Source organism: Alicyclobacillus herbarius DSM 13609 (assembly GCF_000430585.1).
Classification (GTDB): domain Bacteria; phylum Bacillota; class Bacilli; order Alicyclobacillales; family Alicyclobacillaceae; genus Alicyclobacillus_G; species Alicyclobacillus_G herbarius.
The window spans coordinates 1-25475 of record NZ_AUMH01000012.1; the positions used below are offsets into that span (position 1 = coordinate 1).

Here is a 25475-nt window from a genome sequence, read left to right on the forward strand (position 1 = left end):
AATCGGAAGCTGGCGCGCGCCATTTCGGACACCGGATGGGGCGAGTTTCGCCGAATGCTCGCGTACAAGTGCACATGGTATGGATCAACGCTGACGGTCGTGCCGCGCTTTTACGCGAGCAGTAAGACATGCTCCGTATGCGGGCATGTGTTGGACGAGTTGCCGCTTTCGGTGCGCGAATGGACGTGTCCAACGTGCAACACGCACCACGACCGTGACGTGAATGCGGCTCGGAATCTTTTGAAGTTCAGTACCGCGAGTTCCGCGGGAATTCACGCCTGTGGAGAGTCCTCTGGCGGGGCGGCGACACGCCGCTAGTCATGGCTCATCGAAGCAGGAAGCGACGAGTGGATATTTGTCCATGAATCGCAGAACGGTAAATGGATGCGCGGTAGATTCGCCAAGAAAAAATTCCGGGAAGGTTGATTCAGATTATGGCGGAGATTGTGCTTGGGTAGCGGAGGCATGGCGGAACGCACACTCTCGACCATGACCTCGTTTAACCCCCCCTGCGATGGATGACATCTTGAATCAAATCTTAAAGACTTCCGCGCTACGTGGCTCCGACGCGATGAATCTTGCACGGCGTTGGTACCACAGGACTCAGTTATCAGGGGCGTTGGAGTCCTGTCAACGGGTTTTGAAACACATGAATCATCCGGTGAATCGGGTGCGATACGGACTGCGGCGTCGCTTGCCACACATAGAATGTCCAGTTCTTGTCATCTGGGGGCTGAAGATGATGTAAACGACCTGGAGTTGGGGAAAGCTCTGCATGCCCTGCTTCCTGATTCCGAAATGGTCATATTGCCAGGAGGGCATTTCATCCCGAATGAAAACCCAGACGATTTTAATCGTTGTGTCATGGGGTTCTTGGCGAAGCATTTTGAGAGATAGTCGAGGGATTGAGGGCCAAATTTGCGTTGCTTCAGATAACGCGTGAACAATCGGAGGAATACGAGCATGACACACGCAAACGAGACCATCACTGTTGTCAGTGCCCACTCAGCGGATTTCGTATGGCGCGCGGGCGGAGCCATCGCACTCTATCACGATATGGGATATCGTGTGCGCGTACTCTGTTTGTCTTTTGGTGAGCGGGGTGAGTCGGCCCGTCTGTGGAAACTGGGAAAATCGTTGGAAGAAATCAAGGCCATTCGCAGGCGCGAGGCCGAACGAGCGGCAGAAATCCTTGGGGCAGAAGTTCGTTTCTTTGATGCCGGGGATTACCCGCTGGATGTGACGAATGAGCTTCGCGATGCCCTTGTTCAGGAATTCCGAGAATACCGTCCAAAATTCATCCTCACGCATTCATTACAAGACCCCTACAACGTCGATCACGTTCGGACGACGCAACTCGTCTTGGAATGTCGCATCCTTGCTCAGGCGCACGGGTACCCATCGGACCTAGACGTCATTGGTGCTCCTCCTGTTTTTCTGTACGAGCCTCATCAAACGGAGCAGTGCAACTTCCGAGTCGACGTGTTGCTGGACATTACGCCGGTCTTCGAACGCAAGCGTAAGGCGATGGAATGCATGGAGGCTCAGGAACACCTGTGGGAGTACTACACCGATGTGGCGAAACGTCGGGGTGTGCAGGCGGGGCGCAACTCTGGTACTACCATCAAATACGGAGAGGCTTATCAGCGGGTATATCCCTATGTAGGAGGTGAGTTTGTGTGAGTCATAAGATTGTCAGGAACATTGAGCGCGTAGACCCCACGGCTTTACGGGAACTGCAGAACTTCGGAACTGCGACACTGCATGAGGCCATGGGACGAAGTGGACTCATGAAGCCTTATCTGCGCCCCATTTACGATACCGCCAGAGTTTGTGGGTCTGCGGTCACTGTTTCCTGCCACCCAGGGGACAACCTCATGATACACGCTGCGATTGAGGTCTGTCGGCCAGGGGATGTGCTCGTAGTCACGGTTACCTCCGATTCTACGGATGGCATGTTTGGCGAATTGTTGGGTGTTTCAGCCCGGGCCCACGGGGTTCAGGGACTGATCATTGAAGCTGGTGTGCGTGACACCGCCGAATTGACTAACATGCAATTCCCTGTCTGGGCCAAAGCCATTTCCGCGCAGGGAACCGTAAAGTCAACCCCAGGGTCTGTGAACATTCCCGTGGTTTGTGCCGGAGTCCTGGTGAATCCAGGGGATGCCATCGTTGCTGACAGGGATGGCGTGGTCGTGGTGCCGAAAGAACGGGTCAACGAGGTTATCCAAGCGGCTCAGTCTCGAACGTGTCGTGAGGACCAAACCAGGGAGCGCTTGGCTCAAGGAGAACTGGGGTTAGACATCTATGGACTCCGGGAGAAGTTGGCGTCATTGGGGGTGGTCTATCAAGATTGATGTTGTTGTTTTAGTTGGGTCATTTATCCGGATCAGACGATTATGGATATAAGGGATCTAAGTAATTTACTATAATGTAACAGAAAATTTGATTGTAAAACAGCAGTTTCGTTTGTGCAGAGATATGCAATATCCACGACGGATGTGGTATAACCCGGGGAGAGGAACGTAATTTTGCAAGCAGAGGACGGGAAGCCGACTCATGTCTATGACATCTCAATCCGGCTTATTAACTGAGGAAGAGTGCTATCGACAGCTTCGAAATTCGATTATCGACGGTACTTTGATGCCGAATCAGCACCTGGTGGAGATGGACTTAGTCAAGTCATTTAATGCGAGCCGTGCCACCATACGCACGGTCTTGGCACGGCTAGAGCAGGAAGGACTCGTCGAGCGTGAGCGGTACCGGGGGGCTCGTGTTCGTCGCATATCTCAAGAGGAGGCGGTCGAAATTCTTGAGGTTCGCGCCGCCCTGGAATCTCTGATTGCAAGGCACGCGGCATTGCGCGCAACCGAAGACGATATCGTTGAGCTGAATCAAATTTTGGCGAGACTCCGCGCTTGTTACGAGCGGAACGACCTCTTGGGATATTCGGAGCAGAACGCCGCTTTGCATCGCAAGTTGGCGACGATAGCGAATCACGGTACAGCAAAGCGATTATTGGATACCTTGAACTCACAGAGTGTCCGGTTTCAATACCGTACCATCATGAGTCAGGGGCGACCCGAACACTCTCTGCGGGAGCACACAGAGATTGTCACGGCGATTGCTGCCAAAGACCCTGACGGTGCTGAGAAGGCGATGAAAATTCACCTCTCCCATGTTTGCGATACGTTGCGCACCATGAACCAGAAGGTATAGTGCCTCATTTTGCGGAGGTACCCGATTTCTGACTTTTGGAACAGGGGACCGGCATTGGGTGAACGGCGTATGTCGAAATTCGAGTATTTTACGTTCAGGGGTGATGCTGAATGGGAAACAGGGCCGTTGTGTACATGGGGCCAGGTCATGTGGAGGTGCAGAATATTGACTATCCAGAACTCGTACTGAAGGATGGCCCCGGAGTGCATCCATCGAATGTGGGAAGAAAATGCGAACACGGTGTCATTCTGAAGGTGGTGTCGACCAATATCTGCGGCGGCGATCAGCACATGGTACGAGGGCGCACAACGGCGCCCGTGGGTCTAGTGTTGGGCCATGAGATTACTGGCGAGGTGGTAGAGGTCGGGCGAGACGTCGAGTTCATCAAAAAGGGCGATTTGGTCTCCGTGCCCTTTAATATCGCCTGTGGGCGTTGTCGGAACTGTGATGTATAATGCGCGTTGGATTCATTGGTTTTGGTGAGGCTGCGTCAGCGATAGCGAGTGGTCTTCATAGTGCAGGCTTGACGGGGATGATGGCATTTGATGTGGTAGACAACGCAACCCTTCGCGAACGAGCATCGGCGGCTAAAGTCACCCTTACCCAAAGCTTAAACGACCTGGCGGAATCTAGTGATATTGTCCTCTCCATGGTGACGGCCGCCTCCGCCTTGTCGGTCGCCAAGAACGCCGTTAAGTATTTGAGGCCCGGCGCTATCTATGCGGATCTGAATTCTTGCTCGCCTCGTACAAAACAGGCGATTGCGAGCGTTATGGACGAATTGGGGCGGGACATTGCGTTTGCGGGTGTGGCGGTGATGTCGGCTGTACCACCGTTGAAGCATCGGGTGCCAATGGTAGCTGACGGACCGGGAGCACCGCGACTGCAGGCGTCCCTGAGTCCTTACGGTATGCGTATTGACGTTCTCCCAGGGCCAGTGGGAGCTGCAGCCACACTGAAAATGTGTCGAAGTGCCATTCTGAAGGGTATGGAGGCCCTATTTGTCGAGGCTCTGATGGCGGCTGAATCCGTGGGAGTGGGCGAGCAGGTGCTGACATCCCTTGATGCGTCCTTTCCCGAGTACCAACTATCTGAATTAATCAAATATTTATTGGACAGAAACATAGTCCATGGCATTAGACGTGCCGAAGAGATGAAGGAAGTCACAGCAACTTTCAAAGAGTTGGGGGTGGCTCCACTCGCTGTGGGCGGAGCGGCCGAGCGATTAGCTTGCGCGGCTCAGGCCCGTCCAGCACACACACGGGGTGAGGTCGAGTCGTACCAGGAGTGGGTGCAGTCACTTCTCACCGCAGGCCAATAGTTCCATTTTACGTAGATGAGACCAGCGCTTCCGTGAAAAAAGTAGATCCGTCCGAAGTCATCACTCCTGAGCGAGCCGCTGAGATTCATCTCGAATTGCTACATTTTCTTCCTTCGCACGTCTAAGGCCAGGGGACCTAACACTATCCTGACACATGCGATTGATATTTCAGGTGAAGCGAAACGAGGAGTGATGTTTGTGGCTGAACCGATGTTTGAAATCGCCCATCTTGGTCATGTCGAGCTGCTTACGCCGGTGTTGGAGAAGAGCGTGTGGTTTTTTCATGATGTGTTGGGTATGGAAGTGGTCGATGAACAGGGCGCCTCTGTCTACATGCGGTGTTGGGGAGACTATGAACGCTACTCGTTGAAGGTGACCCAATCACCAGAACCTGGCGTAGGCCACACTGCATTGCGAACGATGAGTCGGGAGGCGTTGGACCGGAGGGTTGAGGTCCTCCAAAATCGGGGGGTCATTGGGAACTGGGTGGACGGCGATTGTGGACACGGTCCTGCGTATCAGTTTTACGGTCCGGACGGTCACCTCATGGAACTGTATTATGACACGACCTACTACAAACCACCGGCAGAACTTCGTCCGACGCTGAAAAATCAGCCCCAGAAGTTTACCGGTCGCGGTGCAGCGGTGAAGACTCTCGACCATATCAATTACCTTTCCTCTCATCCAGAAGCAGACGGCGAGATGGTTGAGCAGGTCCTTGGTCTGCGGCTGACCGAACAGATTGTGCTGGACAACGGTCGGCATGCGGGTCTTTGGTATCGGGTCGGCAACAAATCGTACGATCTCGTATATACCTATGATGAAACCGGTGCCAAAGGGAGGCTGCACCACATTGCGTTTCGTGTAGATACGAATGAATCCATTTGGCGCGCGGCTGATTTGTTTGTCGATCACGACGTCTATATCGAATTTGCTCCGAGCAAGCATGCGATTAACCAGACATACTTTGTGTACGTTTATGAGCCCGGGGGGAACCGAATCGAGGTGTGTTCCGGAGGATATCTGGTTCTTGCGCCCGACTGGGAGCCGATTACGTGGACAGAGACAGAGCGTAAACGGGGCCAGGCTTGGGGGAATCAAACGGTGGCAAGTTTTCATCGCTACGGTACACCGGTGGTGTAGCCGGGTTTTGATCCAATTATTTATTAGGTAGTTCCATGACCATTCCGCCGCATGCGCGGGTATTTGCGGCGGATTTTTTGTTTGTTATTCCGCATAGAGGAACGGCATAGTTCCCTCAAGCGGAATATTGGGGATAAAGTTTTCATCGAAAGACGGAGGGGGGTGTTTCGTAGTCAGGTCTGAAAACGGTTACTAACATGCATGCAGAGAGTATCGTCGTTTTGGAGTTATTCATATGGAAATACCATGGGGATAGGATGGTGTACAGAATGACAGACGGATCGAAGAAATCATTTTTTCGTTATGAAAACGCTATCGTTGCGATGATGTTTTTTACCTTTGGGTTCGTCTTTATGGAGCGCTTGAGCGTGGTGTACCTGTTCCCGTTTATCGCACCCGACTTGAAGCTGGATAATGCGCAGACCGGATTGATTGTTTCCGTCTTGGCAGTGTGTTGGGCAGTGTCCGGGTTTGTATTTGGCTCCGTTTCGGACCTGATTGGTTCCCGCAAGAAGGTCCTGCTGCCCATCACCTTGGCTTTCTCGCTATTCTCTTTCTTGTCCGGTATCGCGAAGACCTTCGGTTCGATGTTGGCGATTCGGGCCCTTATGGGTGTTTCCGAAGGGCCGGTGCTGCCCATCGCCCAGGCCAGTGTGATTGCCGACTCGTCGCCAGAACGGAGAGGCTTTAACGTCGGGTTTGTGCAGAGTTCCTTGGGGATTATCGGTTCCACCTTGACTCCGGTGATTGTCACTTATGTAGCGGTCCATTACTCCTGGCACGCCGCCTTCTATCTCGTCGGGATTCCCGGGATCATCATGTTCTTTGTCCTGCTCAAATGGATGCGCGATCCGGTCAAGAATTCGACGGGCAGTGTTGCGTCAGCGGAGCATGGCAAGATGCGCGGTGAGGACCTGAAGGTCGTTCTTCGCTCGCGCAACGTCTGGTTTTGCATGCTTATCGCCATGTTTTTCATGACCTGGTTGTTCGCGTTCACGACCTTTGCACCCACCTATCTCACAGAGGTCGGCCACTATTCGGCCACAGCGATGGGGTGGATTATGGCTGCCGTAGGCCTCGGATCGTTCGTGTGGGGATTTGTGGGTCCGGCCATCTCGGACCGTTTTGGCCGCAAACCGACACTGATTGTGTTCGGACTTATCACGTGTCTATCTCCAATTTGCCTTGCCTTGGTCCACGCCAGCGTTGGCGTCATGATGTTGCTCGGCTTTCTAACCACGGTCGGTCAGGCTTGCTTCCCTATTTTTCTGGTCGCGGTTCCCGGGGAGTCCCTGCCGGTCAAATACGTGGGGACCGCAGTGGGTTTGACTCAGCTGATTGGTGAGCTGATTGGCGGCACCGTGGCGCCGTGGCTGGGCGGTGTGGCGGCTGACCATTGGGGCCTGCAGGCTCCGCTGTGGATTGCCGCGGCGGGTTCGTTTGTGAGTGCCTTATTGGCCTTCGGACTCAGAGAGACGGCCCCCATCAAAACTCACTCTGTGAAGGCTGGGCTTGAGGAGAGCACGGCCACTTCCTTGAACTGAAATCGGGATGATTCCCTTCAGCAGGAGAGTTGCCTCTTCAGTAATGGAAGATGCTGCGCGATTTTCACATAACTTGTTAACAATGTTGTGGGTAAGTGTATGGAACGACGGGGGGATGAATGTGTCTGAATCTGCTCATCCAATCACTTGGAGAGTCCGGCCGGATCGAACAGCCTTGTTGGTCATCGACATGCAGAATGACTTTGTGCGACCGGGGGCCCCGATGGAGGTTCCAATGGCCCGTCAGCTTTTACCCAACATGCAGCGGTTGGTTGAGGTCTGTCGCCGGTTGGAAGTCCCGGTTCTGTTTACTCAGCACATTCTTTATCCGCACCTGAACGTATCCCCGCTCGAGATCGCGATTCAACCGCAATTGCGGAAGGCTGGGATTCGTGCAGGAACAGACGGCGTCGAAATTGTATCGGACCTCAGGCCACTGCCTGGCGAGATTGTGGTGCCCAAGCATCGCTACGATGCGTTTTATAATACGCCATTGGAAACCCTCCTGCGTACCGTGGGCGGTCCGGGCCAGGTGGACACGGTCATCATTACGGGGACTGTGACCAATATTTGTTGTGAGAGCACCGCCCGCAGCGCCTACATGCGTGATTTTAAGGTTGTATTTGTGAGTGACGCCAACGGCGGTTTTGATGAGACATCCCAGCAAGCCACTTTGACAACTATCCGACGCGCCTTTGGCCGCGTGACCGACACCGATACGGTTGTAAAGGAGTTGCTCAGTAGCTAGGCGTCGCTGGCTTCAAGGGGCGAACGCTTCTCTGCCCTCTGCGTGTGGATTAACATTTCGTTCACAGCTTTCCTCTTGTCAGTCCGGGATTTCGTGGTAACCTAGAGAACGTGACATATGTGTGGGTCTGAACGGTCTCCGGGGTGCATGGCATCCAATGGGGGACTGTTTTCTTCTGCAAAGACCCGCTGTCGTAAATCCCATGGAAGTCTACGTCCCGGGTGTTTAAGCGCACACGAATTCCACTTTCAGTTTCCCCACAAACTGAGACAGCAGCGAAAATGGTTTAGGTATTCGACTGGAGGTCGGATTGACGAGCATTGGTACGGCCGTTTTTGCTGTCCAAGAAGGATAGCCTTGACAGTTCTGACTTTAGGAAGGGTAGAGCGCTAGTGTTTTCCGGATTTTGAGTGCTGCTCAGTTTTCCGAAAACCGGAATTTCCGGCGCATGAAAAAGGAGAAAAACACTGCCGGAGGGAGAGGTGTGTATGACACAAGAACAGATGGTTCTTCGAAGTTCGGAGACAGAGAACGGTACTGTCCGGGTGGCGTCCATCTTCGCCTTAATGATTGCGGGCGCGTTTGTGGCGTTCTTGAACCAGACGTTGATAAATGTCGCGCTGCCGCAGATTATGGATCGGTTGAACATCAGTGCAACCACGGGGGATTGGTTGGCGACCATTTACATGTTGGTCAACGGGGTGGTTATCCCCGTCACCGCGTTTCTGCTTGAACGGTTTACAACGCGTCAACTATACCTTGCGTCGATGGCGTTGTTTGCCGTTGGGACGTTGGTTTGCGGGGTCGCACCGAATTTCATCGCCTTGTTGGTGGGACGTGTGATTCAAGCGGCAGGAGCCGGTGTCCTGATGCCCTTGGTGACTAACGTCATCTTCTCGCTGTTTCCTGTGGAACGCCGTGGTTGGGCGATGGGGATTTTCGGCATTGCGTTAAACTTTGCGCCGGCGCTGGGCCCCACATTGTCCGGGTGGATTGTCGAAAGCCACTCCTGGCGGATTTTGTTCTTTATCATTCTGCCCATCGCCGTGGCAGACTTGATTATATCGACCATCTTCTTGCGCAATGTCACGGAGACGCGCAATACGAAGCTCGATGTACTGGGCGTAATTCTGTCCAGCTTAGGTTTCGGCGGCATTCTGTACGGTTTCAGCACCGCCGGCAGTGCCGGCTGGGGTGCGTCCGACGTGGTGATTGCCTTCGCGGTGGGCGGAATCTGCCTGCTGTGTTTCGTCTGGAGGCAACTTTCGATTGATCAGCCCATTCTCGAGTTCCGTATTTTCCGCTATTCCATGTTCAGCCTGACGACAATCATCCTGTTGATTGTCACGATGGCGATGTTCGCCGGAATGCTGTTGATGCCCATCTACATGCAGAACGTGCGCGGGTTTTCGCCCCTTTTGTCCGGCTTCATGCTGCTTCCGGGCGGCGTAGTCATGGGCATCATGTCTCCGATTACCGGTCGTTTGTTCGATAAGATAGGGGCGCGTTGGTTGGCCGTGGTCGGCTTGGCCATAACGACGGCCACCAACTACTGCCTGACGCGGTTGCAGTTGGATACCACCTTCCTGTATGTGACCGCCGTCTACACGGCACGCATGTTCGGTATGTCGATTCTCATGATGCCCATCATGACGGCCGGTTTGAATCAGCTGCCCAAACGCTATTATCCGCATGGTACGGCCATGTCGAACACGCTGCGGATGGTGGCCGGAGCAGTGGGGATGGCTTCATTAGTCAGCATCATGGCCGACCGGACGGCCGTACACCTGAAAGACTTGATGGCGATCCAGCACGTTCTACCCACAGAGAAGGCCCAGGCGATTGCCCTCAGCAAGCAGGCGATGGTCATGGGCATCAATGATGCGTTCATGATTGCCACCGGTCTCTTGGTGATTGCGTGGATTTTGTCTTTCTTCCTGAAAAAGACCACTCCCATGCCGGACTTGATTTCGGATGCTCGCAAACGGCAGGTCGGTGGACCTCGGCGCGTGGCCTGGGGCGTACGAGACTGACCGACCAACCGGTGTATGGGACGAACCGAAAATCCTACAGACGTGTGGGAAGCAGACAAGCGGCGGTCCAAACCAGGGCTGCCGCTTTTGCTGTGCCTGTGTATGAGAAGATGGTATTCCCGCCTCTCTGTCACAGACTTAACGGGTTTCTTACATTGATGATGGCAGGCTTGTTCCGCGGAAGGTCACAAGATGACCATACTTGCCCGGAATATCAATTGTTTTTAACTCGTGGAACGGTACAATCAATTACGTATAAAGGTAGAGTCGTGGCGGCGCCTCGCGAGCCTGAACAACGTCTGGCGGGGCGCCGCCCTCAGCATCTTTCAGGGAACCTGTTTACAGAATAACGCCCTTTTTGAAAAGGGGGAAACCGCGAGTGGCTGAAGGCATACTGGGTACCCGGGTGATCACGCAGATTGGCATCATCGTCCGTGATATTGAAGCAACCGCGAAGGCATACGCGGAGTTTTTTGGGGTCGAAACCCCCGCCTGGCAATTGACGGACGGTCCGGACAAGGCGCACACAGCGTACCAGGGCCGTCCGACCGAAGCGCGGGCGAAGCTGGCGTTCTTCCATATGGGATCAGTGGACATTGAGCTTATCGAACCGGTTGGTGGTCCGAGTACTTGGCAGGAATTTCTCGATACCCATGGCGAAGGCGTTCATCACATTGCGTTTGTCATCAAGGACATGCAGGGCAAACTGGAGAGGCTCCGCACACTCGGCTTTCCGCGTTTGCAGCGGGGGGATTATGAAGGCGGACGTTATGCTTACGTGGACGCAAGCCATGCATTGAAGCTCATCATTGAACTGCTTGAGAACGATTGAGTCGATTACGCCTGACTTTTGGACTCGAGCACGCGATTGAGGTGCTCCGAGGGTGACGTATGTTTTCTTGGTTAGTTGTTTGTTAGGAAAACATATTGGATATAGACGAAAGAAACACCATAAATATTCATTTTGTTCATGTTCGCCTGAAACCGATTTCGATAGAGTGTGGTCAGGAGGCCAAGCACGCACGGCCTGCCTGTAGAATGCGGTGACGGCGAACCGGGAGAGGTGCGGGTATGGAATATATTCGCGGGATGACCTGGGGTTGGGTGGGGATTCCCGGCACGTGGGGAACCCCAGAGGCAGAGCACTCAATTGAGGAAGCCGTCAAGCTGGGGATTAACTGGGTGACGATTGCCTTCCAGGGTCTGCAGGATAAGCCGCAGTCGACGCAGATTGACTTCGGCGGCGGAGATACGCTGGAGGATGCGGACATTCGCTGGGCGATTCGCCGGTTCCACGACCGGGGCATCAAGGTCTGTCTGAAACCGGTGGTGAACTGCCGGGACGGCACTTGGCGGGCGCACATCAACTTCTTTGACCACGAGGTCCCGGGCGAGCCCGGCTGGAGCGCATGGTGGCAGAGTTACGAGGCGTTCATTCTGCACTACGCGGTTATGGCCGAGGAGACCGGGTGCGAGATGTTCTGCGTCGGTTGCGAGATGGTGCAGGCCGACAGGCGAGTGGACGATTGGCGGCGGTTGATTGCCCGCGTTCGTGACGTGTACTCGGGCCTGGTCACGTACAACTGCGACAAGTATCAGGAAGAGCACGTGCAGTTCTGGGATGCGGTGGATGTGATTTCCTCCAGTGGCTACTACGCGCTCGACCGTTGGCCGGTGCGTGTCCCAGAGCTGCGGGCGTTTGCAGAGCGTTGGCAGAAACCGTTTTTCTTCATGGAGGTCGGTTGTCCGAGCCGGAGCGGATCGGCCCAGGTACCGTACGACTGGACGCACCCTGGTGCGATTAACGTGACGGAGCAGGATGAATTCTATCGCGTGATGTTTGCAGCCCTGGAAGACGAGCCGTGGTTTTACGGGTACATGCTGTGGGACTGGCCGGCGCGCCTGTATCCACTGACGCAGGCGGCCAACGACCGCGGCTACTGCGTGTACGGAAAGCCCGCCGCGCGGCGGATCTTTGAACACTATGCCGCGAAGGCGACGCGTTGAGCCCGACCAGCGGGGTAATATTTGAACGGTATGGTGCAGGCGGAAAGAGATAGGAGGACTTCCTTTGTTGATCGACTTAAACGGGAATTGGCGGATGAAATCCGTAAACGGGGAGGAGTGGCTGCCGGCGCAGGTACCGGGTTCGGTCTATCTGGACCTGTTGCGCGCCGGACGTATTCCGGATCCGTTTTATCGGGATAATGAGTTGCGCGTCTTTGACGTTGCCAAACAGGACTACGTATATGAGCGCGAGTTTTCGGTCGATGAACGGCTCATGGCTTGTGACCGGGTGCTCTTAACCTGTCTGGGGCTGGACACGCTGGCGGAAATCGAGATCAACGGCACGCCTGTGGCGCGGACCGACAACATGCACCGAACCTACGAGTTCGAGATCAAGTCGCTGCTGCAAGTGGGACAAAATCGAATTCGAGTCGTGTTCCGCTCGGCCCTAAACTACATCCTCGATAAGAACGCGGACGATCCGCTCTGGGGACCGGAGGATTCGGTGGAAGGTTTCCCGCATCTACGCAAGGGTCACTACATGTTTGGCTGGGACTGGGGACCGAAGATCCCAGATTTGGGCATCTGGCGGGACATTTACATCCGTGGCTATGAGACGGGCCGGATTGAGGATGTGCGCATCGATCAGCATCACCGAGCGGGCCAGGTTACGCTGGACGTGCACGTGGACGTAGAGGTGTGGCAGGACGCGGCCCTCGACCTCGTGGTGGAGGTCACGGCACCCGATGGACAGGTTCAATCGGTGCGGCGCGTGGCCGGTGTGGGTGGCCTGGTGACGGTGGAGATTGAGAATCCGAAGCTCTGGTGGCCCAACGGGTACGGGGAGCAGCCGTTGTATGACGTTCAGGTGCGTCTCGAACAGGGCGGCCAGACCCGTGACGAACGAAATCTGCGCATCGGCTTGCGTACGATTCGCCTGGTGCGCGAATCGGATGCGTGGGGCGAATCGTTCCTGTTTGAGGTCAATGGATTGCGCATCTTTGCCTGCGGCGCCAACTACATCCCGGAGGACAACCTGTTGTCGCGACGCAGCCTGGAGAAGACGCGGCGCCTCTTGGAGGACTGTGTGGCAGCCAACTTCAACTTCATCCGCGTCTGGGGCGGTGGACTCTACCCGGAGGATTATTTCTACGACTTGTGTGACGAGCTGGGGCTGGTGGTCTGGCAGGACTTCATGTTTGCCTGCGGAGTCTACCGATTGACCCCGGAATTTGAAGCCAACATCCGTCAAGAAGCCATCGACAACCTGCGCCGCTTGCGTCACCATGCAAGCCTCGGACTCCTCTGCGGCAATAACGAGATGGAAGTTGCCTGGGTGGAATGGCAGTTCCCGAAATCAGACGACCTGCGTCAGGATTACCTGCGCATGTTTGAACAGGTTCTCGCCGAAGTGGCGCGGGCGGAGGCGCCGCAAGTAGACTACTGGCCGGCCTCACCTTCGTCCGGGGGCGGTTTTGACAACCCGAACGACGAGAACCGTGGCGATGTCCACTATTGGGATGTCTGGCACGGACTCAAGCCGTTCACCGAATACCGGAAGTTCCACTTTCGCTTCTGCTCCGAGTTCGGTTTTCAATCGTTCCCTTCGCTGAAGACGATTGAGACCTTCACCGAGCCAGAGGACCGCAACGTGTTCTCGTATGTGATGGAGAACCATCAGAAGAACGGATCGGCCAATGGTAAGATCCTTTACTATTTAGCGGAAAACTTCCGTTATCCCAAGGACCTGGCGGCACTTGCGTACACGTCGCAGATTCTCCAGGCTGAGGCCATCAAGTACGGTGTGGAGCACTGGCGGCGCCATCGCGGCCGCTGCATGGGGGCCATCTACTGGCAGCTGAACGACTGCTGGCCGGTCGCTTCCTGGTCGAGCATTGATTATTATGGTCGATGGAAAGCTCTGCACTACTTCGCCAAGCGGTTTTTTGATCCCATCCTCATCTCGGCCTGCGAGGAGGGGAGCCAGGTGGGGCTATGGGTGACCAATGATCGGCTCCAGCAGGTTTCCGGGACGGTGCGCTGGCGGGTTCTGGATGAGCGGTCGCGAGTGCTGCGGGCTGGCGATGAGACGATTACGGTTGCCGCTCTGAGCGCGGAAAAAGTGGTCGACCTTGATTTGTCGGACTTCTTTGCAGACATGGACACCCGCCGCCGGACGTATTTGGAATACACCCTCGAGACGGTGGAAGGGGTTCGACAGGGAACGCTGCTGTTTGTGCCGGCGAAACACTTTGAGTTTGCCGATCCGCACCTGTCCGCGGCGGTGGAGGACCTTGGCGACGCCTTCGCGGTGCGCGTTTCCGCAGAGGCCTACGCGAAGTACGTAGCTCTCGATTTGGTAGGGGCGGATGCGGTATTCAGCGACAATTTCTTTGACCTGTCGGCGGATGCGCCGCGCACAGTCACCGTGCCCAAGTCTTCTCTGTCTCAACCAATGTCTTTGGCTGAGTTCTCGAAGTCGCTGCAGGTAACCAGTCTTTACGATACGTATGACCACGAATGACAGACGCCTGGCGGGTGCGCCGCCGGCGCTGGAAATGGAGGATTACCCGCCTTGTACAGCATTGGGGTTGACTTGGGAGGTACGAAAATCTTAACCGGTGTGCTCGATGAGCAGGGCGAGTTGCACCATACCTTGGAGGTGCCTACGCTGGCCGCCAGGGGGCCGGAGGCCGTCATTCAGCGCATCCGCAGCACGGTGGATGAGATGCTCAACCGGGTAGGTCGCGCCAACGTTCTGGGTCTCGGCGTAGGCGCTCCAGGGCCGCTCAATCCGCATACCGGCACGGTGCTGGGACCGCCCAATCTGCCGGGGTGGGACTGCATCCCCTTGCGGGACGAGCTGCAAGCGGTGTACGGGCTGCCGGTGTACCTGGAGAATGACGCCAATGCTGCGGCCGTCGCGGAGCACCGGTTTGGCGCCGGTCAGGGGAGTCGGAACATGGTCTACATTACCGTCAGCACCGGCATCGGGGGTGGCGTCGTGATTGACGGCCAAGTGCGCCAGGGGGCGGCCGGCGGTTTTGCCGAGATTGGCCACATGATTGTCGATCCGTCCGGCGTCCCCTGCAACTGCGGCAACCGGGGCTGCCTGGAGGCGGTCGCCTCCGGGACGGCGATTGCGCGCATGGCCACCGAGGCGTTCGGCCGCGGCCTGACCGCACAGGAAGTGGCGGATTTGGCCGCAGGCGGGAACGCCAAGGCCAGGCAGGTGCTCGACACGGCGTTTCGCTACCTGGGCATCGGCGTGGTGAACATCGTCAATCTGTTCGATCCGGACCTGATTGTCATCGGCGGCGGAGTGGCGCGCATCGGTCAGCCCCTGTTTGACGCAATCCACGAGGCGCTCATGCACAACGACTTCCGCCGGAACTACGGGATGGACGTGCCGATTGTACCGGCCCGCCTCGGCACCAAGGCGGGCGTCATCGGCGCCGCCGCGCTGCCGTGGCTGGCTAGCGAACAGGCGTAAAGCCCTCGGCCCCTATATTGGCGGGGATGGTATGACGCCGTCACGGCCAAAGCTGGTTGTCACGGACGTGGGCAATAGGTACGCAATCGACAGCAAGGCTGGCTCTTGGATGAGCCGGCCTTTTTATACGCTTGCAAACCGGTGAGGGCACTGTATAATGGGTTATGGGAACATATGTTCGTATCATGCGTACCGTGGTGGTGGAACACGGTCTGGATATAGAGAAGGGATGGGGCTCATGCGTCAACCGCCGATCTACGAGGACATTGCAACCAAGCAGACGATGAACCGGGTGACTGCCCCGGGCATGCCGTTCGATTGGTCTATCAATCCGTATCGGGGTTGTACGCACGGATGCAGCTTTTGTTACGCGCGCGTGACGCACACCTACCTGGGCATGGAGGCGGATGACTCCTTTCGCAGCAACATTCTGGTGAAAGCCAACGCCGCGGAGGCGCTGGAGCAGCAGCTGGAGCGCAGGCTGCGCCGCCTTGGCGGCGACTTGGAGCGTTTGGCGGCAGAAATCGGTCTGGTGACCATCGGTACCGCCACGGACCCGTATCAGCCGATTGAGGCGAAGCGCCAGATTACACGGCAGTGTCTTGAGGTGCTGGCGGAATACCAGGTGCCCACCTCTATTACGACCCGCTCGCCGCTCATCCTTCGCGACCTCCCCATCCTCAAGAGAATGCGTTTGCATTCCATCAATATCAGCGTGCATACTCTGGATAAACAAGTCTGGCGCAATCTCGAGCCGGCGACTCCAGCGCCCGAAAAACGATTGACTGCGGTACGCGAATTGGTCGCCAACGGTCTCCCAGCAGGGGTGTTTCTAGCGCCCATCGTTCCTTATCTGACCGACTCGATGTCACACTTGCGGGCCGTTGTTGAAGCCGCGGCCGTTGTCGGAGCTCGTTTCTTGGTGCCGTCCATCCTGCGTCTCACCCCCGAGGTCAAGCGGTGGTTCATGCAGGTTCTGTGCCAGCGTTATCCAGAACTTGTGGTACCGTACCAGCGACTGTATCGAGGGGTATATCCGCCCGTGACGTATGCCCGACCGGTCTTGCGGCGAGCACAGAGCGTGATGGAAGAGTTTGGACTGAGCGGGTATATTCGGACAAGGGCGGAGTCTGCACCCATGACACCAAACGCAGGGAGCGGTGGTTCAACAACTTGTACAAACGGGGCTTTGGCCCGGATCAGCCAGCAGTTGGAGCTGCCCATCTGAAGGATTTCCGTGCAGAACAATTGTTCCCCTTTTGTCGTTATGGTAACATAAAGACAGTACGCCGTGGCAGGGTGCCGCGGCATTTCCCGTGATGTGCTCGGCATGTAAGTGAGGCATGCGGACACTCACTACAAGAGGGGCGATCCGTGTTGTCCATCGACAACGGTCGTTTTGAACTGGTTTCGGACTACAAACCGACCGGCGATCAGCCGGAGGCGATTGAGCAGCTAGTCCGTGGACTGGAATCCAACTTGCGTTACCAAACTCTGTTAGGTGTTACCGGATCTGGGAAAACGTTCACGATGGCGAATATCGTGGCCCGGGTCAATCGGCCGACCTTGGTCATTGCACATAACAAGACGCTTGCCGCGCAGCTGGCGGCTGAGTTTAAAGAGTTCTTTCCAAACAACGCGGTCGAGTATTTCGTGAGTTATTACGACTATTATCAGCCGGAGGCGTACATTCCGTCGACCGATACGTATATCGAAAAGGATGCCAAGATCAATGACGAGATCGACAAACTGCGCCACTCGGCGACCGCGTCCCTGTTGGAACGCCGGGACGTCATCGTGGTGGCCAGTGTCTCGGCCATCTACGGTTTGGGCGATCCGGACGAGTACCGCGGCCACGTGCTGTCACTCCGCACGGGTATGGTGCGCAGCCGCGACGATATCCTGCGCCGGCTGGTCGATATGCAGTACGAGCGCAATGACATCAATTTCACCCGCGGCACGTTTCGCGTGCGTGGCGACACGGTGGAAATCTTTCCGGCTTCACGCGGCGAACAGGCGATTCGCGTGGAATTGTTTGGCGATGAGATTGACCGTATCACGGAGATTGACGTGTTGACCGGTGAGGTGTTGGGTGTGCGGGAGCACGTGGGGATTTACCCAGCCTCTCACTTTGTCACCTCGCGTGAACGGTTGGAGCGGGCGATTGAGCGCATCCGTCAGGAGTTGGCCGAGCGGCTGGAAGAGCTGCGCGGCGAGGGAAAACTGTTGGAGGCACAGCGACTGGAACAGCGCACAAACTATGACATTGAGATGATGCTGGAGATAGGCTACTGTTCTGGCATTGAGAACTACTCCCGGCACTTGGAGGGGCGGGCTGCCGGGGAGCCGCCGCATACCCTCCTCGACTACTTTCCGGACGACTTTTTGACTTTAATTGATGAATCCCACGTGACTCTGCCACAGGTGCGGGGGATGTACGGTGGCGACCGGACGCGCAAGGAAACGCTGATCTCGCACGGCTTCCGGCTGCCGTCTGCCGCGGACAACCGGCCCTTGACATTCGAGGAGTTTGAGCAGCGTCTCGGCCAGGTCATCTTTGTCTCGGCAACGCCAGGACCGTATGAACTGGAGCACCAGCAGCAGTTGGTCGAGCAAATCATCCGCCCGACCGGATTGCTCGATCCGGAGATCTTTGTCCGGCCCATTAAGGGCCAGATTGATGACTTGGTGGGCGAGATCAACCAGCGCATCCGCCGCGACGAGCGGGTGCTCGTGACCACGCTGACCAAGAAGATGGCCGAAGACCTGACCGACTACCTGAAGGAATTGGGCATCAAGGTTCGGTATCTGCACTCGGACATTAAGACCATTGAGCGGATGAAGATCCTCCGCGAGTTGCGTCTGGGCACGTTCGACGTCCTGGTGGGCATCAACCTCCTGCGGGAAGGCTTGGACTTGCCAGAGGTGTCGCTGGTGGCTATCCTGGACGCGGACAAGGAAGGCTTCCTGCGCGCGGAGCGCTCGCTTATTCAGACGATTGGCCGCGCAGCCCGCAACGCGCATGGCCAGGTTATCATGTATGCGGACCAGATCACCGAATCGATGCGGGTGGCGATTGAGGAGACGGAGCGGCGTCGGCGCAAGCAACAGGCGTACAACGAGGCGCACGGCATTACCCCGCAAACGATTCAAAAAGCGGTGCGCGATGTGATTGAGGCCACGCGAGCTGCGGAAGAGAAGTCGGAATACATCAGCGTTGTGGAACAGGCGCATAAGATGTCGGCGAAAGACCGCAAGTCGTTGATTCAGAAGCTGGAGAAGGAAATGAAAGAGGCTGCCAAGCAGTTGCAGTTTGAACGGGCTGCCGAGCTGCGCGACATGATTGTCGAGTTGTCCGAATCGGTGTCTGCCTGACGCGGAGACAGCGCCGAGCGGCTGATTGTGCGTGTCCGGATAAGCTCGGGTAGAAATGAGGAGGCTTGGGATGTCACAAGATCGTATCGTCGTCAAAGGGGCACGAGCCCACAACTTAAAAAACATCGACGTGTCGATTCCGCGTGACAAATTCGTGGTGGTCACTGGACTGAGCGGATCGGGCAAGTCCTCGCTCGCCTTTGATACCATCTACGCGGAGGGACAGCGCCGCTACGTGGAGTCGCTGTCCGCCTATGCGCGGCAGTTTCTTGGACAGATGGACAAGCCGGACGTCGATTCGATTGACGGTCTATCACCGGCGATTTCCATCGACCAAAAAACGACCAGCCGCAACCCGCGTTCCACGGTCGGCACGGTGACAGAGATCTACGACTACCTGCGCCTCTTGTTTGCCCGAGTCGGCCGGCCGTACTGCCCGAATTGTCACATTCCCATCACGTCGCAGACGGTGGAACAGATGGTGGACCGTCTGCTGGCCTATCCGGAAGGGACGCGCCTGCAGGTGTTGGCTCCGGTCGTCCGCGGTCGCAAAGGGGAACACCAGAAGCTGCTTGAGGACCTGAAGAAGAGTGGGTACGTGCGCGTGCGGGTGGATGGCCAGACGCACGAAGTGGGAGAACCGATTCAACTGGAGAAAAACCGCAAGCACAACATCGAGGTGGTCGTCGACCGGATTATCATTCGGCCGGATGTGGGGGCTCGTTTGGCCGATTCGTTGGAGACGGCCCTGGGTCTGGCGGGCGGGATTGTCCTCATTGACCTGATGCGCGATGGGGAGGAGCTGTTGTTCAGCCAGAACCTGGCCTGCCCGAACTGTGGATTCAGCGTCGGTGAGCTGGCGCCCCGGATGTTCTCCTTTAACAGTCCGTTTGGGGCGTGCGAGGCCTGCTCGGGTCTGGGCGTGCACATGGAAGTGGATAAAGCGCTGGTCATCCCCGACAAGACTCGATCGATTGCGGATGGAGCAATTGCCCCGTGGGCCGGCAGTTTTTCTACGTATTATCCCCAGCTGTTAGCCGCTGCCTGCCGCACCTTCGGCATCGACATGGATGTCCCAGTGGCGGAGATTCCCTCCGACCAGCTGGACAAATTGTTATACGGCAACGGACAGAAGATCCGATTCACCTACGAAAACGACTTTGGCCAGACAAAGACGGCGGAGATTCCGTTTGAAGGAGTCATCCCGAACCTGGAGCGTCGTTACCGCGATACGTCATCCGACTCGATTCGCGAGTTTATCGAGGAGTTCATGGCTGCGAGCCCGTGTCCGGCGTGCCGCGGCAAGCGGCTGCGGCCGGAGAGCCTTGCGGTCAAGGTGGGCGGCAAGGATATCGCCGAAGTGACCGACCTATCGGTTCAAGATGCGCTGTCCTTCTTCGCCCACCTCGAGTTGAGCGAAAAAGAGGCCGCGATTGCCCGCTTGATTCTGCGCGAGATCTCTTCCCGACTCGGGTTTCTGCGTGACGTCGGGTTGGAGTATTTGACCTTGAGTCGATCCGCCGGGACCTTATCCGGCGGCGAGGCACAACGTATTCGCCTAGCGACGCAGCTGGGATCAAGCCTGATGGGTGTACTCTATATCCTGGACGAGCCGAGCATCGGCTTGCATCAACGGGATAATGAACGGCTCATCCGGACGTTGGAGCACATGCGCGACTTGGGCAATACCCTGATTGTCGTGGAGCATGACGAAGACACCATGCTTGCTGCGGATTACATCATCGATATGGGACCCGGAGCGGGTGACTTAGGGGGACGCGTCGTAAGCGCCGGAACGCCGCAGGAGGTCATGGCGGACGAACGGTCGTTGACGGGACAGTACCTGTCCGGCAAACGATTCATTCCGGTCCCGGAAAAACGACGGAAGCCAAACGGGCGCTGGCTGAAGGTCAAAAAGGCGCGGGAGAACAACCTGAAAAAAATCAACGTTAAGATTCCGATTGGGGTATTCACGTGTGTGACCGGGGTGTCGGGGTCCGGCAAGTCGACGTTTGTCAATGAGATTGTGTACAAGACCTTGGCGCGTGACTTGAATCGCGCGCGCGTGCGCCCGGGTGCCTGCGACGGCATCGATGGGCTTGAGCACCTAGACAAGGTGGTGGACATCGACCAATCGCCTATCGGGCGCACGCCGCGGTCCAATCCAGCCACCTACACGGGAGTCTTCGATGACATCCGGGACCTGTTTGCCACGACCAACGAGGCGAAGATGCGCGGCTACAAGAAGGGGCGCTTCAGCTTCAACGTGCGCGGCGGCCGCTGCGAGGCGTGCCGGGGAGATGGCATCATCAAGATTGAGATGCACTTTCTGCCGGATGTCTACGTTCCGTGCGAGGTTTGCAAAGGCAAACGCTACAACCGGGAAACCCTGGAAGTACGCTACAAGGGCAAGAACATCGCCGAGGTCCTCGACATGACGGTCAGCGATGCGCTGAAGTTTTTCGAAAACATTCCGCGCATCCAGCGCAAGCTGCAAACGTTAGAGGACGTAGGGCTTGGTTACATTCGACTCGGGCAGCCGGCAACCACCCTCTCCGGCGGCGAGGCGCAGCGGGTTAAGCTGGCTTCCGAGTTGCATCGTCGCAGCAATGGACGCACCTTGTACATCCTGGACGAACCCACCACGGGGTTACACGTGGCCGACATTGAGAAGCTGCTGGCCGTGCTACATCGTTTGGTTGACGCGGGTGACACGGTATTGGTCATTGAACACAACCTGGATGTCATCAAGACGGCCGACTATCTGATTGACCTGGGGCCTGAAGGTGGCGACCAGGGCGGTGAACTGGTGGCAACCGGAACGCCCGAAGAGGTCTGTCAGGTGGAGCGGTCGTGGACGGGCAAGTTTCTGGCCCCTATCCTGCAGCGCGACAAAGCGCGGGCACAGGCGCGGCAAGCCCAGGAGGAGACGGCGACCGTGCTGGGGGTTACCTCGTGATGGAAGCAGGTTCGTGGTACGCGCCTTTATGGGAGTGGGCGGAAGTGACCGGGTGCAAGGTGGTACTAGATCACTACCCTGCGCCAGAGCGGCGCCGTAGTCCTGGCGATTGGTGGAAACAGGGGCACACTTGGTGTCTACACCTGGACGACGCGGTGTTTGCCCGTTTTGACCGGGCGCCGGACGAAGTGACGAGATTGACCTTAACCTGGCTTGTCCACCAATGGGCGGCAGAGGAAGGAGAAACGGGCTACCGGTGGCTTGAAGCGGAGCTCCGCCGTCGGTTGCAAACGTGTCCGGACGAGACCGTGGCGGCGCTGGCGCGTCCACTTGCGGCCGCACCACAATGGCCGTTCCGTGCGGAAGCGGGTCGTCTGATCTGGCTGCAGCCGTATCCGGTGCATCCGGCGTCTCGGCGCGAGGATGAGGACGACATCCAAGCGCTGTTGATGGAGGTCGTCCATGAAGTGAACGAGACGGTGGAGGCCGGTTGGCTGACGCTGGATGACGGATCGGCAGGCGTGTGGTTGTTTTGGCCGGCCATCGGTGAGGGCGTTCCGACGCCCAAAGGGGCGGCGGACGGTATCCCATCTGGGCTAGATTTGACCGAGATGCGGTGCCGCCTAACACAGCTTCTCCAGGCTTTCGGTGCTGACCTGTTTGTGGCCTATGAGGCGGCGGTTGGGGCACTGGCTTGCAGCGCCGAAGACCTCCCCTTCGCCCTTTATACGACCGTTCTGACTTGGCAGAGACGTCACCTGATGCATGGGTCGAACCGTTTATACATTTGGCAGGAAAACCCGTTGGACACCCTGCTGGTCATCCAGACGAATTCGTCCATCCAGATGTTCCTGCAGGCAATGGCCATGAGGCTGCACGCAGCCGCGTCCGAGGTGGAAACATGTGCCCTGCCGGACGACCTGCAGGCGGCCTTGGTTGGGTTGGTACACGCCAACTTGAACGTCAGCGAGGCGGCTCGACTGTTGTACCTACATCGCAATACGCTGCTGCACCGGATTGATCGGATTCGGGATCTGACCGGGTACGACCCGCGGAACTTTGCCGATGCGATGACTCTCTACTTGGCTCAATTATTCCTTCGTCATCGTTAAGGGTTGAAAACGGCACTCTAGGCAATCTGCCCAATGCCTTGTCACCGATTCAGGCAACTTGTTCATTGGGTTTTTGGACATGGGTTGATATATTCGAAAACAAGCGGAACTTGTCGGATTTCTCACGTTTCATGTGAAACCGTTTTAGTCCCTGAGGAGGGTGCAGCATGGCAGAAGTCATTCTGAAGAACATCTACAAGCGTTACAATAATGAAGTGACCGCCGTTAAGAACTTTAACCTGGACATTCAGGACAAGGAATTTGTGGTTTTCGTCGGTCCGTCGGGCTGCGGAAAGACCACGACCCTGCGCATGATTGCAGGGCTGGAGGACATTTCCGAAGGTGATTTGTACATCGGTGGCCGACGCGTCAACGATGTCGCTCCGAAAGACCGGGACATCGCGATGGTGTTCCAGAACTACGCGTTGTACCCGCATATGAGCGTGTATCAGAACATGGCTTTTGGTTTGAAGTTACGCAAGGTGCCCAAGGCCGAAATCGACCAGCGCGTACGTGAGGCCGCGCGGATTCTCGATATTGAGCATTTGCTCGACCGCAAGCCGAAAGCGCTCTCTGGTGGTCAACGGCAGCGTGTTGCTTTAGGGCGCGCCATCGTCCGCGAGCCACAGGTGTTCTTGATGGACGAACCTCTGTCCAACCTGGACGCGAAGCTGCGTGTCCAGATGCGTGCCGAAATCCGTAAGCTGCACCAGCGGATTCAGACCACGGTCGTCTACGTTACACACGACCAGACGGAAGCCATGACGATGGGCGACCGGATTGTGGTCATGCGGGACGGGGTCATTCAGCAAGTCGACACGCCGCAAAACGTCTACAACTATCCGGCAAACCTATTCGTCGCTGGATTCATCGGTTCCCCTGCCATGAACTTCCTGCGTGGGGATCTGGTGGAGGAGGGCGGCAAGGTTTACTTCCGGGCGCCTGAATTGAGCCTCCTGATTCCAGAGGGACGGTACCCGGCACTGCGCGACGCTGGGGTTATCGGCAAGGCGGTCGTGCTTGGTATTCGCCCGGAAGACCTGCATAATGAAGAAGTGTTCTTGTCCGCCTATCCGGACACAGCGTTTACGGCCCGAGTGGAGGTCGTCGAGAATATGGGGTCGGAGTTGTACCTGCACACCAACAAGGGTGGTCAGTCGATTGTGGCCCGCATCAGCGCGCGCAGTCAAGCCCAGCCGGGCGACGAAATTAAGCTGGCGCTGGATGGCAACAAGATTCACATCTTCGACGCGGAGACGGAAGAAGCGGTGCCCTTGCAGCGGCAGTTGCAGCATGCGTAATCCTTACGAGGGCATTGCTCTCCCTTCGTGCTCCGTGTCACAATAAACATACGGATCGATTCGGAGTGTCCGGCCGGCCCGCCATGTGGGCCGGCATTCTGTTCGAGTGGGCCTACGCGTGCGGGTACAGTAGGCCTGACGTACGGCGCTGGAAGAGGTGACGAAGGTTGAGCAAAGAGCGAGGGGTGAGTGTCGCAGAACTGGTGGACGGGCTCAATCTGCGCGTGTTCACCGAGGATGCGGACTTTGGACGACTGGTTTCGACGATAGACATTAATCGTCCAGGGCTGGCATTGGCCGGATACTTGAAGTACCATCCGGCGGACCGGATTCAGCTCTTGGGACGGACCGAGCTGTCTTTCTTGGCGGGCATGGACAGCCGCGAACAGGCGCTGCGGTTGTTTGCTTTTTGTTCTTATGACCAAACGCCGTGCGTGGTGGTTTCGCGCGGACAAACGCCGCCGGAGGCCTTGCTCCGAGAGGCGGAGAGCCGTGGATTGGCGGTGCTTGGTACCGACATGGTAACGACGCGTGCGGCGGCGGTCATTTCAAGCTTTCTTGAGGCCCGATTGGCACCGGAGACGCTAGTGCATGGTGTCCTGGTCGACGTCTACGGCATTGGCATCTTAATCACCGGATCGAGCGGGATCGGGAAAAGTGAGACGGCGCTGGAGCTGGTCAAACGCGGGCATCGGCTGGTGGCTGACGACGCCGTGGTCATTCGCCAAATCTCCGACAACACGCTGGTCGGGAGCGCGCCGGAGCTGCTGCAGCACCTATTGGAGATTCGCGGGTTGGGAGTTCTCAATGCAATGACGTTATTTGGGGCCGGAGCCGTGCGGACCCATAAGAAGCTGGCGATGGTCATTCACTTGGAGGCCTGGCGCGAGGATGTGGCGTATGACCGACTCGGCATTGATGAAGAAAAGGTCCGCATTTTGGATACGGAGTTGCCGTCCCTGACCATCCCAGTGCGTCCAGGCCGCAACCTGGCGGTCATCATTGAGGTGGCGGCGATGAATTATCGATTGAAAGTATTGGGTTACAATGCGGCCCGGGAGTTTTCCGACCAGTTGACGCAAGCGATTATGGCGGAGAATCGCCCATAAAACCGCCGTTATGTGGATTTCTATTCAGGATTGACAGGCGCTCATCCATCACAATTGGAGGGTGAGCGCCTGCAAGGCGATTTAGGCCGTTGTATGATTTTGGGTGAAATA

The 25475-nt window shown here is 56.8% G+C and carries 19 protein-coding genes and 1 pseudogene; all 20 read left to right on the forward strand.

Features of this window, described 5'->3' with window-relative positions; translation table 11 throughout:
• Window positions 1-318, forward strand: a 318-nt coding sequence (locus tag H522_RS18620) for an RNA-guided endonuclease TnpB family protein (RefSeq protein WP_035453349.1), incomplete at its 5' end; no start/stop codon positions are given.
• A 645-nt stretch (window positions 319-963) separates the two neighbouring features.
• Window positions 964-1683 (forward strand): PIG-L deacetylase family protein, encoded by a 720-nt coding sequence (locus H522_RS0109465; RefSeq protein WP_026962126.1) that lies wholly within the window; start codon window positions 964-966, stop codon window positions 1681-1683.
• On the forward strand, window positions 1680-2357 hold the full coding sequence (locus H522_RS0109470; RefSeq protein ID WP_026962127.1) for a 4-carboxy-4-hydroxy-2-oxoadipate aldolase/oxaloacetate decarboxylase: 678 nt from the start codon (window positions 1680-1682) through the stop codon (window positions 2355-2357). The genes H522_RS0109465 and H522_RS0109470 overlap by 4 nt, the downstream gene beginning before the upstream one ends.
• Before the next feature lie 202 nt (window positions 2358-2559).
• The gene (locus H522_RS0109475) at window positions 2560-3219 is read left to right on the forward strand and encodes a GntR family transcriptional regulator (RefSeq protein ID WP_026962128.1); all 660 of its coding nucleotides are present in this window, start codon (window positions 2560-2562) and stop codon (window positions 3217-3219) included.
• 110 nt (window positions 3220-3329) lie between these two features.
• Window positions 3330-3665, forward strand: a pseudogene (locus tag H522_RS0109480) (alcohol dehydrogenase catalytic domain-containing protein); the annotation flags it as partial.
• 8 nt (window positions 3666-3673) lie between these two features.
• Window positions 3674-4540 carry an NAD(P)-dependent oxidoreductase gene (locus tag H522_RS0109485; protein WP_026962130.1) on the forward strand — a complete coding sequence of 289 codons (867 nt, stop codon included), beginning with the start codon at window positions 3674-3676 and terminating at the stop codon, window positions 4538-4540.
• A 192-nt stretch (window positions 4541-4732) separates the two neighbouring features.
• Window positions 4733-5683, forward strand: a complete 951-nt coding sequence (locus H522_RS0109490; RefSeq protein ID WP_026962131.1) for a catechol 2,3-dioxygenase — start codon at window positions 4733-4735, stop codon at window positions 5681-5683.
• Between the two features lie 269 nt (window positions 5684-5952).
• The gene (locus tag H522_RS18625) at window positions 5953-7227 is read left to right on the forward strand and encodes an MFS transporter (RefSeq protein ID WP_035453352.1); all 1275 of its coding nucleotides are present in this window, start codon (window positions 5953-5955) and stop codon (window positions 7225-7227) included.
• 121 nt (window positions 7228-7348) lie between these two features.
• Window positions 7349-7975, forward strand: a complete 627-nt coding sequence (locus H522_RS0109500) for an isochorismatase family protein (protein WP_162143502.1) — start codon at window positions 7349-7351, stop codon at window positions 7973-7975.
• A gap of 488 nt (window positions 7976-8463) precedes the next feature.
• Window positions 8464-10008: a DHA2 family efflux MFS transporter permease subunit gene (locus H522_RS18630; protein ID WP_051344120.1), complete on the forward strand. Its 1545-nt coding sequence runs from the start codon at window positions 8464-8466 to the stop codon at window positions 10006-10008.
• Window positions 10009-10387: 379 nt separating this feature from the next.
• On the forward strand, window positions 10388-10840 hold the full coding sequence (locus tag H522_RS0109510) for a VOC family protein (RefSeq protein WP_026962133.1): 453 nt from the start codon (window positions 10388-10390) through the stop codon (window positions 10838-10840).
• Between the two features lie 239 nt (window positions 10841-11079).
• Window positions 11080-12015: a glycoside hydrolase family 113 gene (locus H522_RS0109515; protein ID WP_026962134.1), complete on the forward strand. Its 936-nt coding sequence runs from the start codon at window positions 11080-11082 to the stop codon at window positions 12013-12015.
• Window positions 12016-12079: 64 nt separating this feature from the next.
• Entirely contained in the window at window positions 12080-14539 is a 2460-nt protein-coding gene (locus H522_RS0109520) for a beta-mannosidase (protein WP_342664397.1), read from the forward strand.
• A gap of 51 nt (window positions 14540-14590) precedes the next feature.
• A complete protein-coding gene (locus tag H522_RS0109525) occupies window positions 14591-15508 on the forward strand; it encodes an ROK family protein (RefSeq protein ID WP_026962136.1) in 918 nt (305 codons plus the stop codon).
• A gap of 238 nt (window positions 15509-15746) precedes the next feature.
• Complete coding sequence (locus H522_RS18635) at window positions 15747-16736, forward strand: SPL family radical SAM protein (protein ID WP_051344121.1); 990 nt, start codon at window positions 15747-15749, stop codon at window positions 16734-16736.
• A 155-nt stretch (window positions 16737-16891) separates the two neighbouring features.
• On the forward strand, window positions 16892-18883 hold the full coding sequence (gene uvrB / locus H522_RS0109535; RefSeq protein WP_425387015.1) for an excinuclease ABC subunit UvrB: 1992 nt from the start codon (window positions 16892-16894) through the stop codon (window positions 18881-18883).
• A gap of 70 nt (window positions 18884-18953) precedes the next feature.
• Window positions 18954-21842: an excinuclease ABC subunit UvrA gene (gene uvrA / locus H522_RS0109540; protein ID WP_026962138.1), complete on the forward strand. Its 2889-nt coding sequence runs from the start codon at window positions 18954-18956 to the stop codon at window positions 21840-21842.
• Entirely contained in the window at window positions 21842-22954 is a 1113-nt protein-coding gene (locus H522_RS22120) for a PucR family transcriptional regulator (protein WP_026962139.1), read from the forward strand. Before uvrA ends, H522_RS22120 begins: the two co-directional genes overlap by 1 nt.
• Before the next feature lie 167 nt (window positions 22955-23121).
• On the forward strand, window positions 23122-24255 hold the full coding sequence (locus tag H522_RS0109550) for an ABC transporter ATP-binding protein (protein ID WP_026962140.1): 1134 nt from the start codon (window positions 23122-23124) through the stop codon (window positions 24253-24255).
• Window positions 24256-24422: 167 nt separating this feature from the next.
• Window positions 24423-25364, forward strand: a complete 942-nt coding sequence (gene hprK, locus H522_RS0109555; RefSeq protein WP_026962141.1) for an HPr(Ser) kinase/phosphatase — start codon at window positions 24423-24425, stop codon at window positions 25362-25364.
• Window positions 25365-25475: the final 111 nt, after the last annotated feature.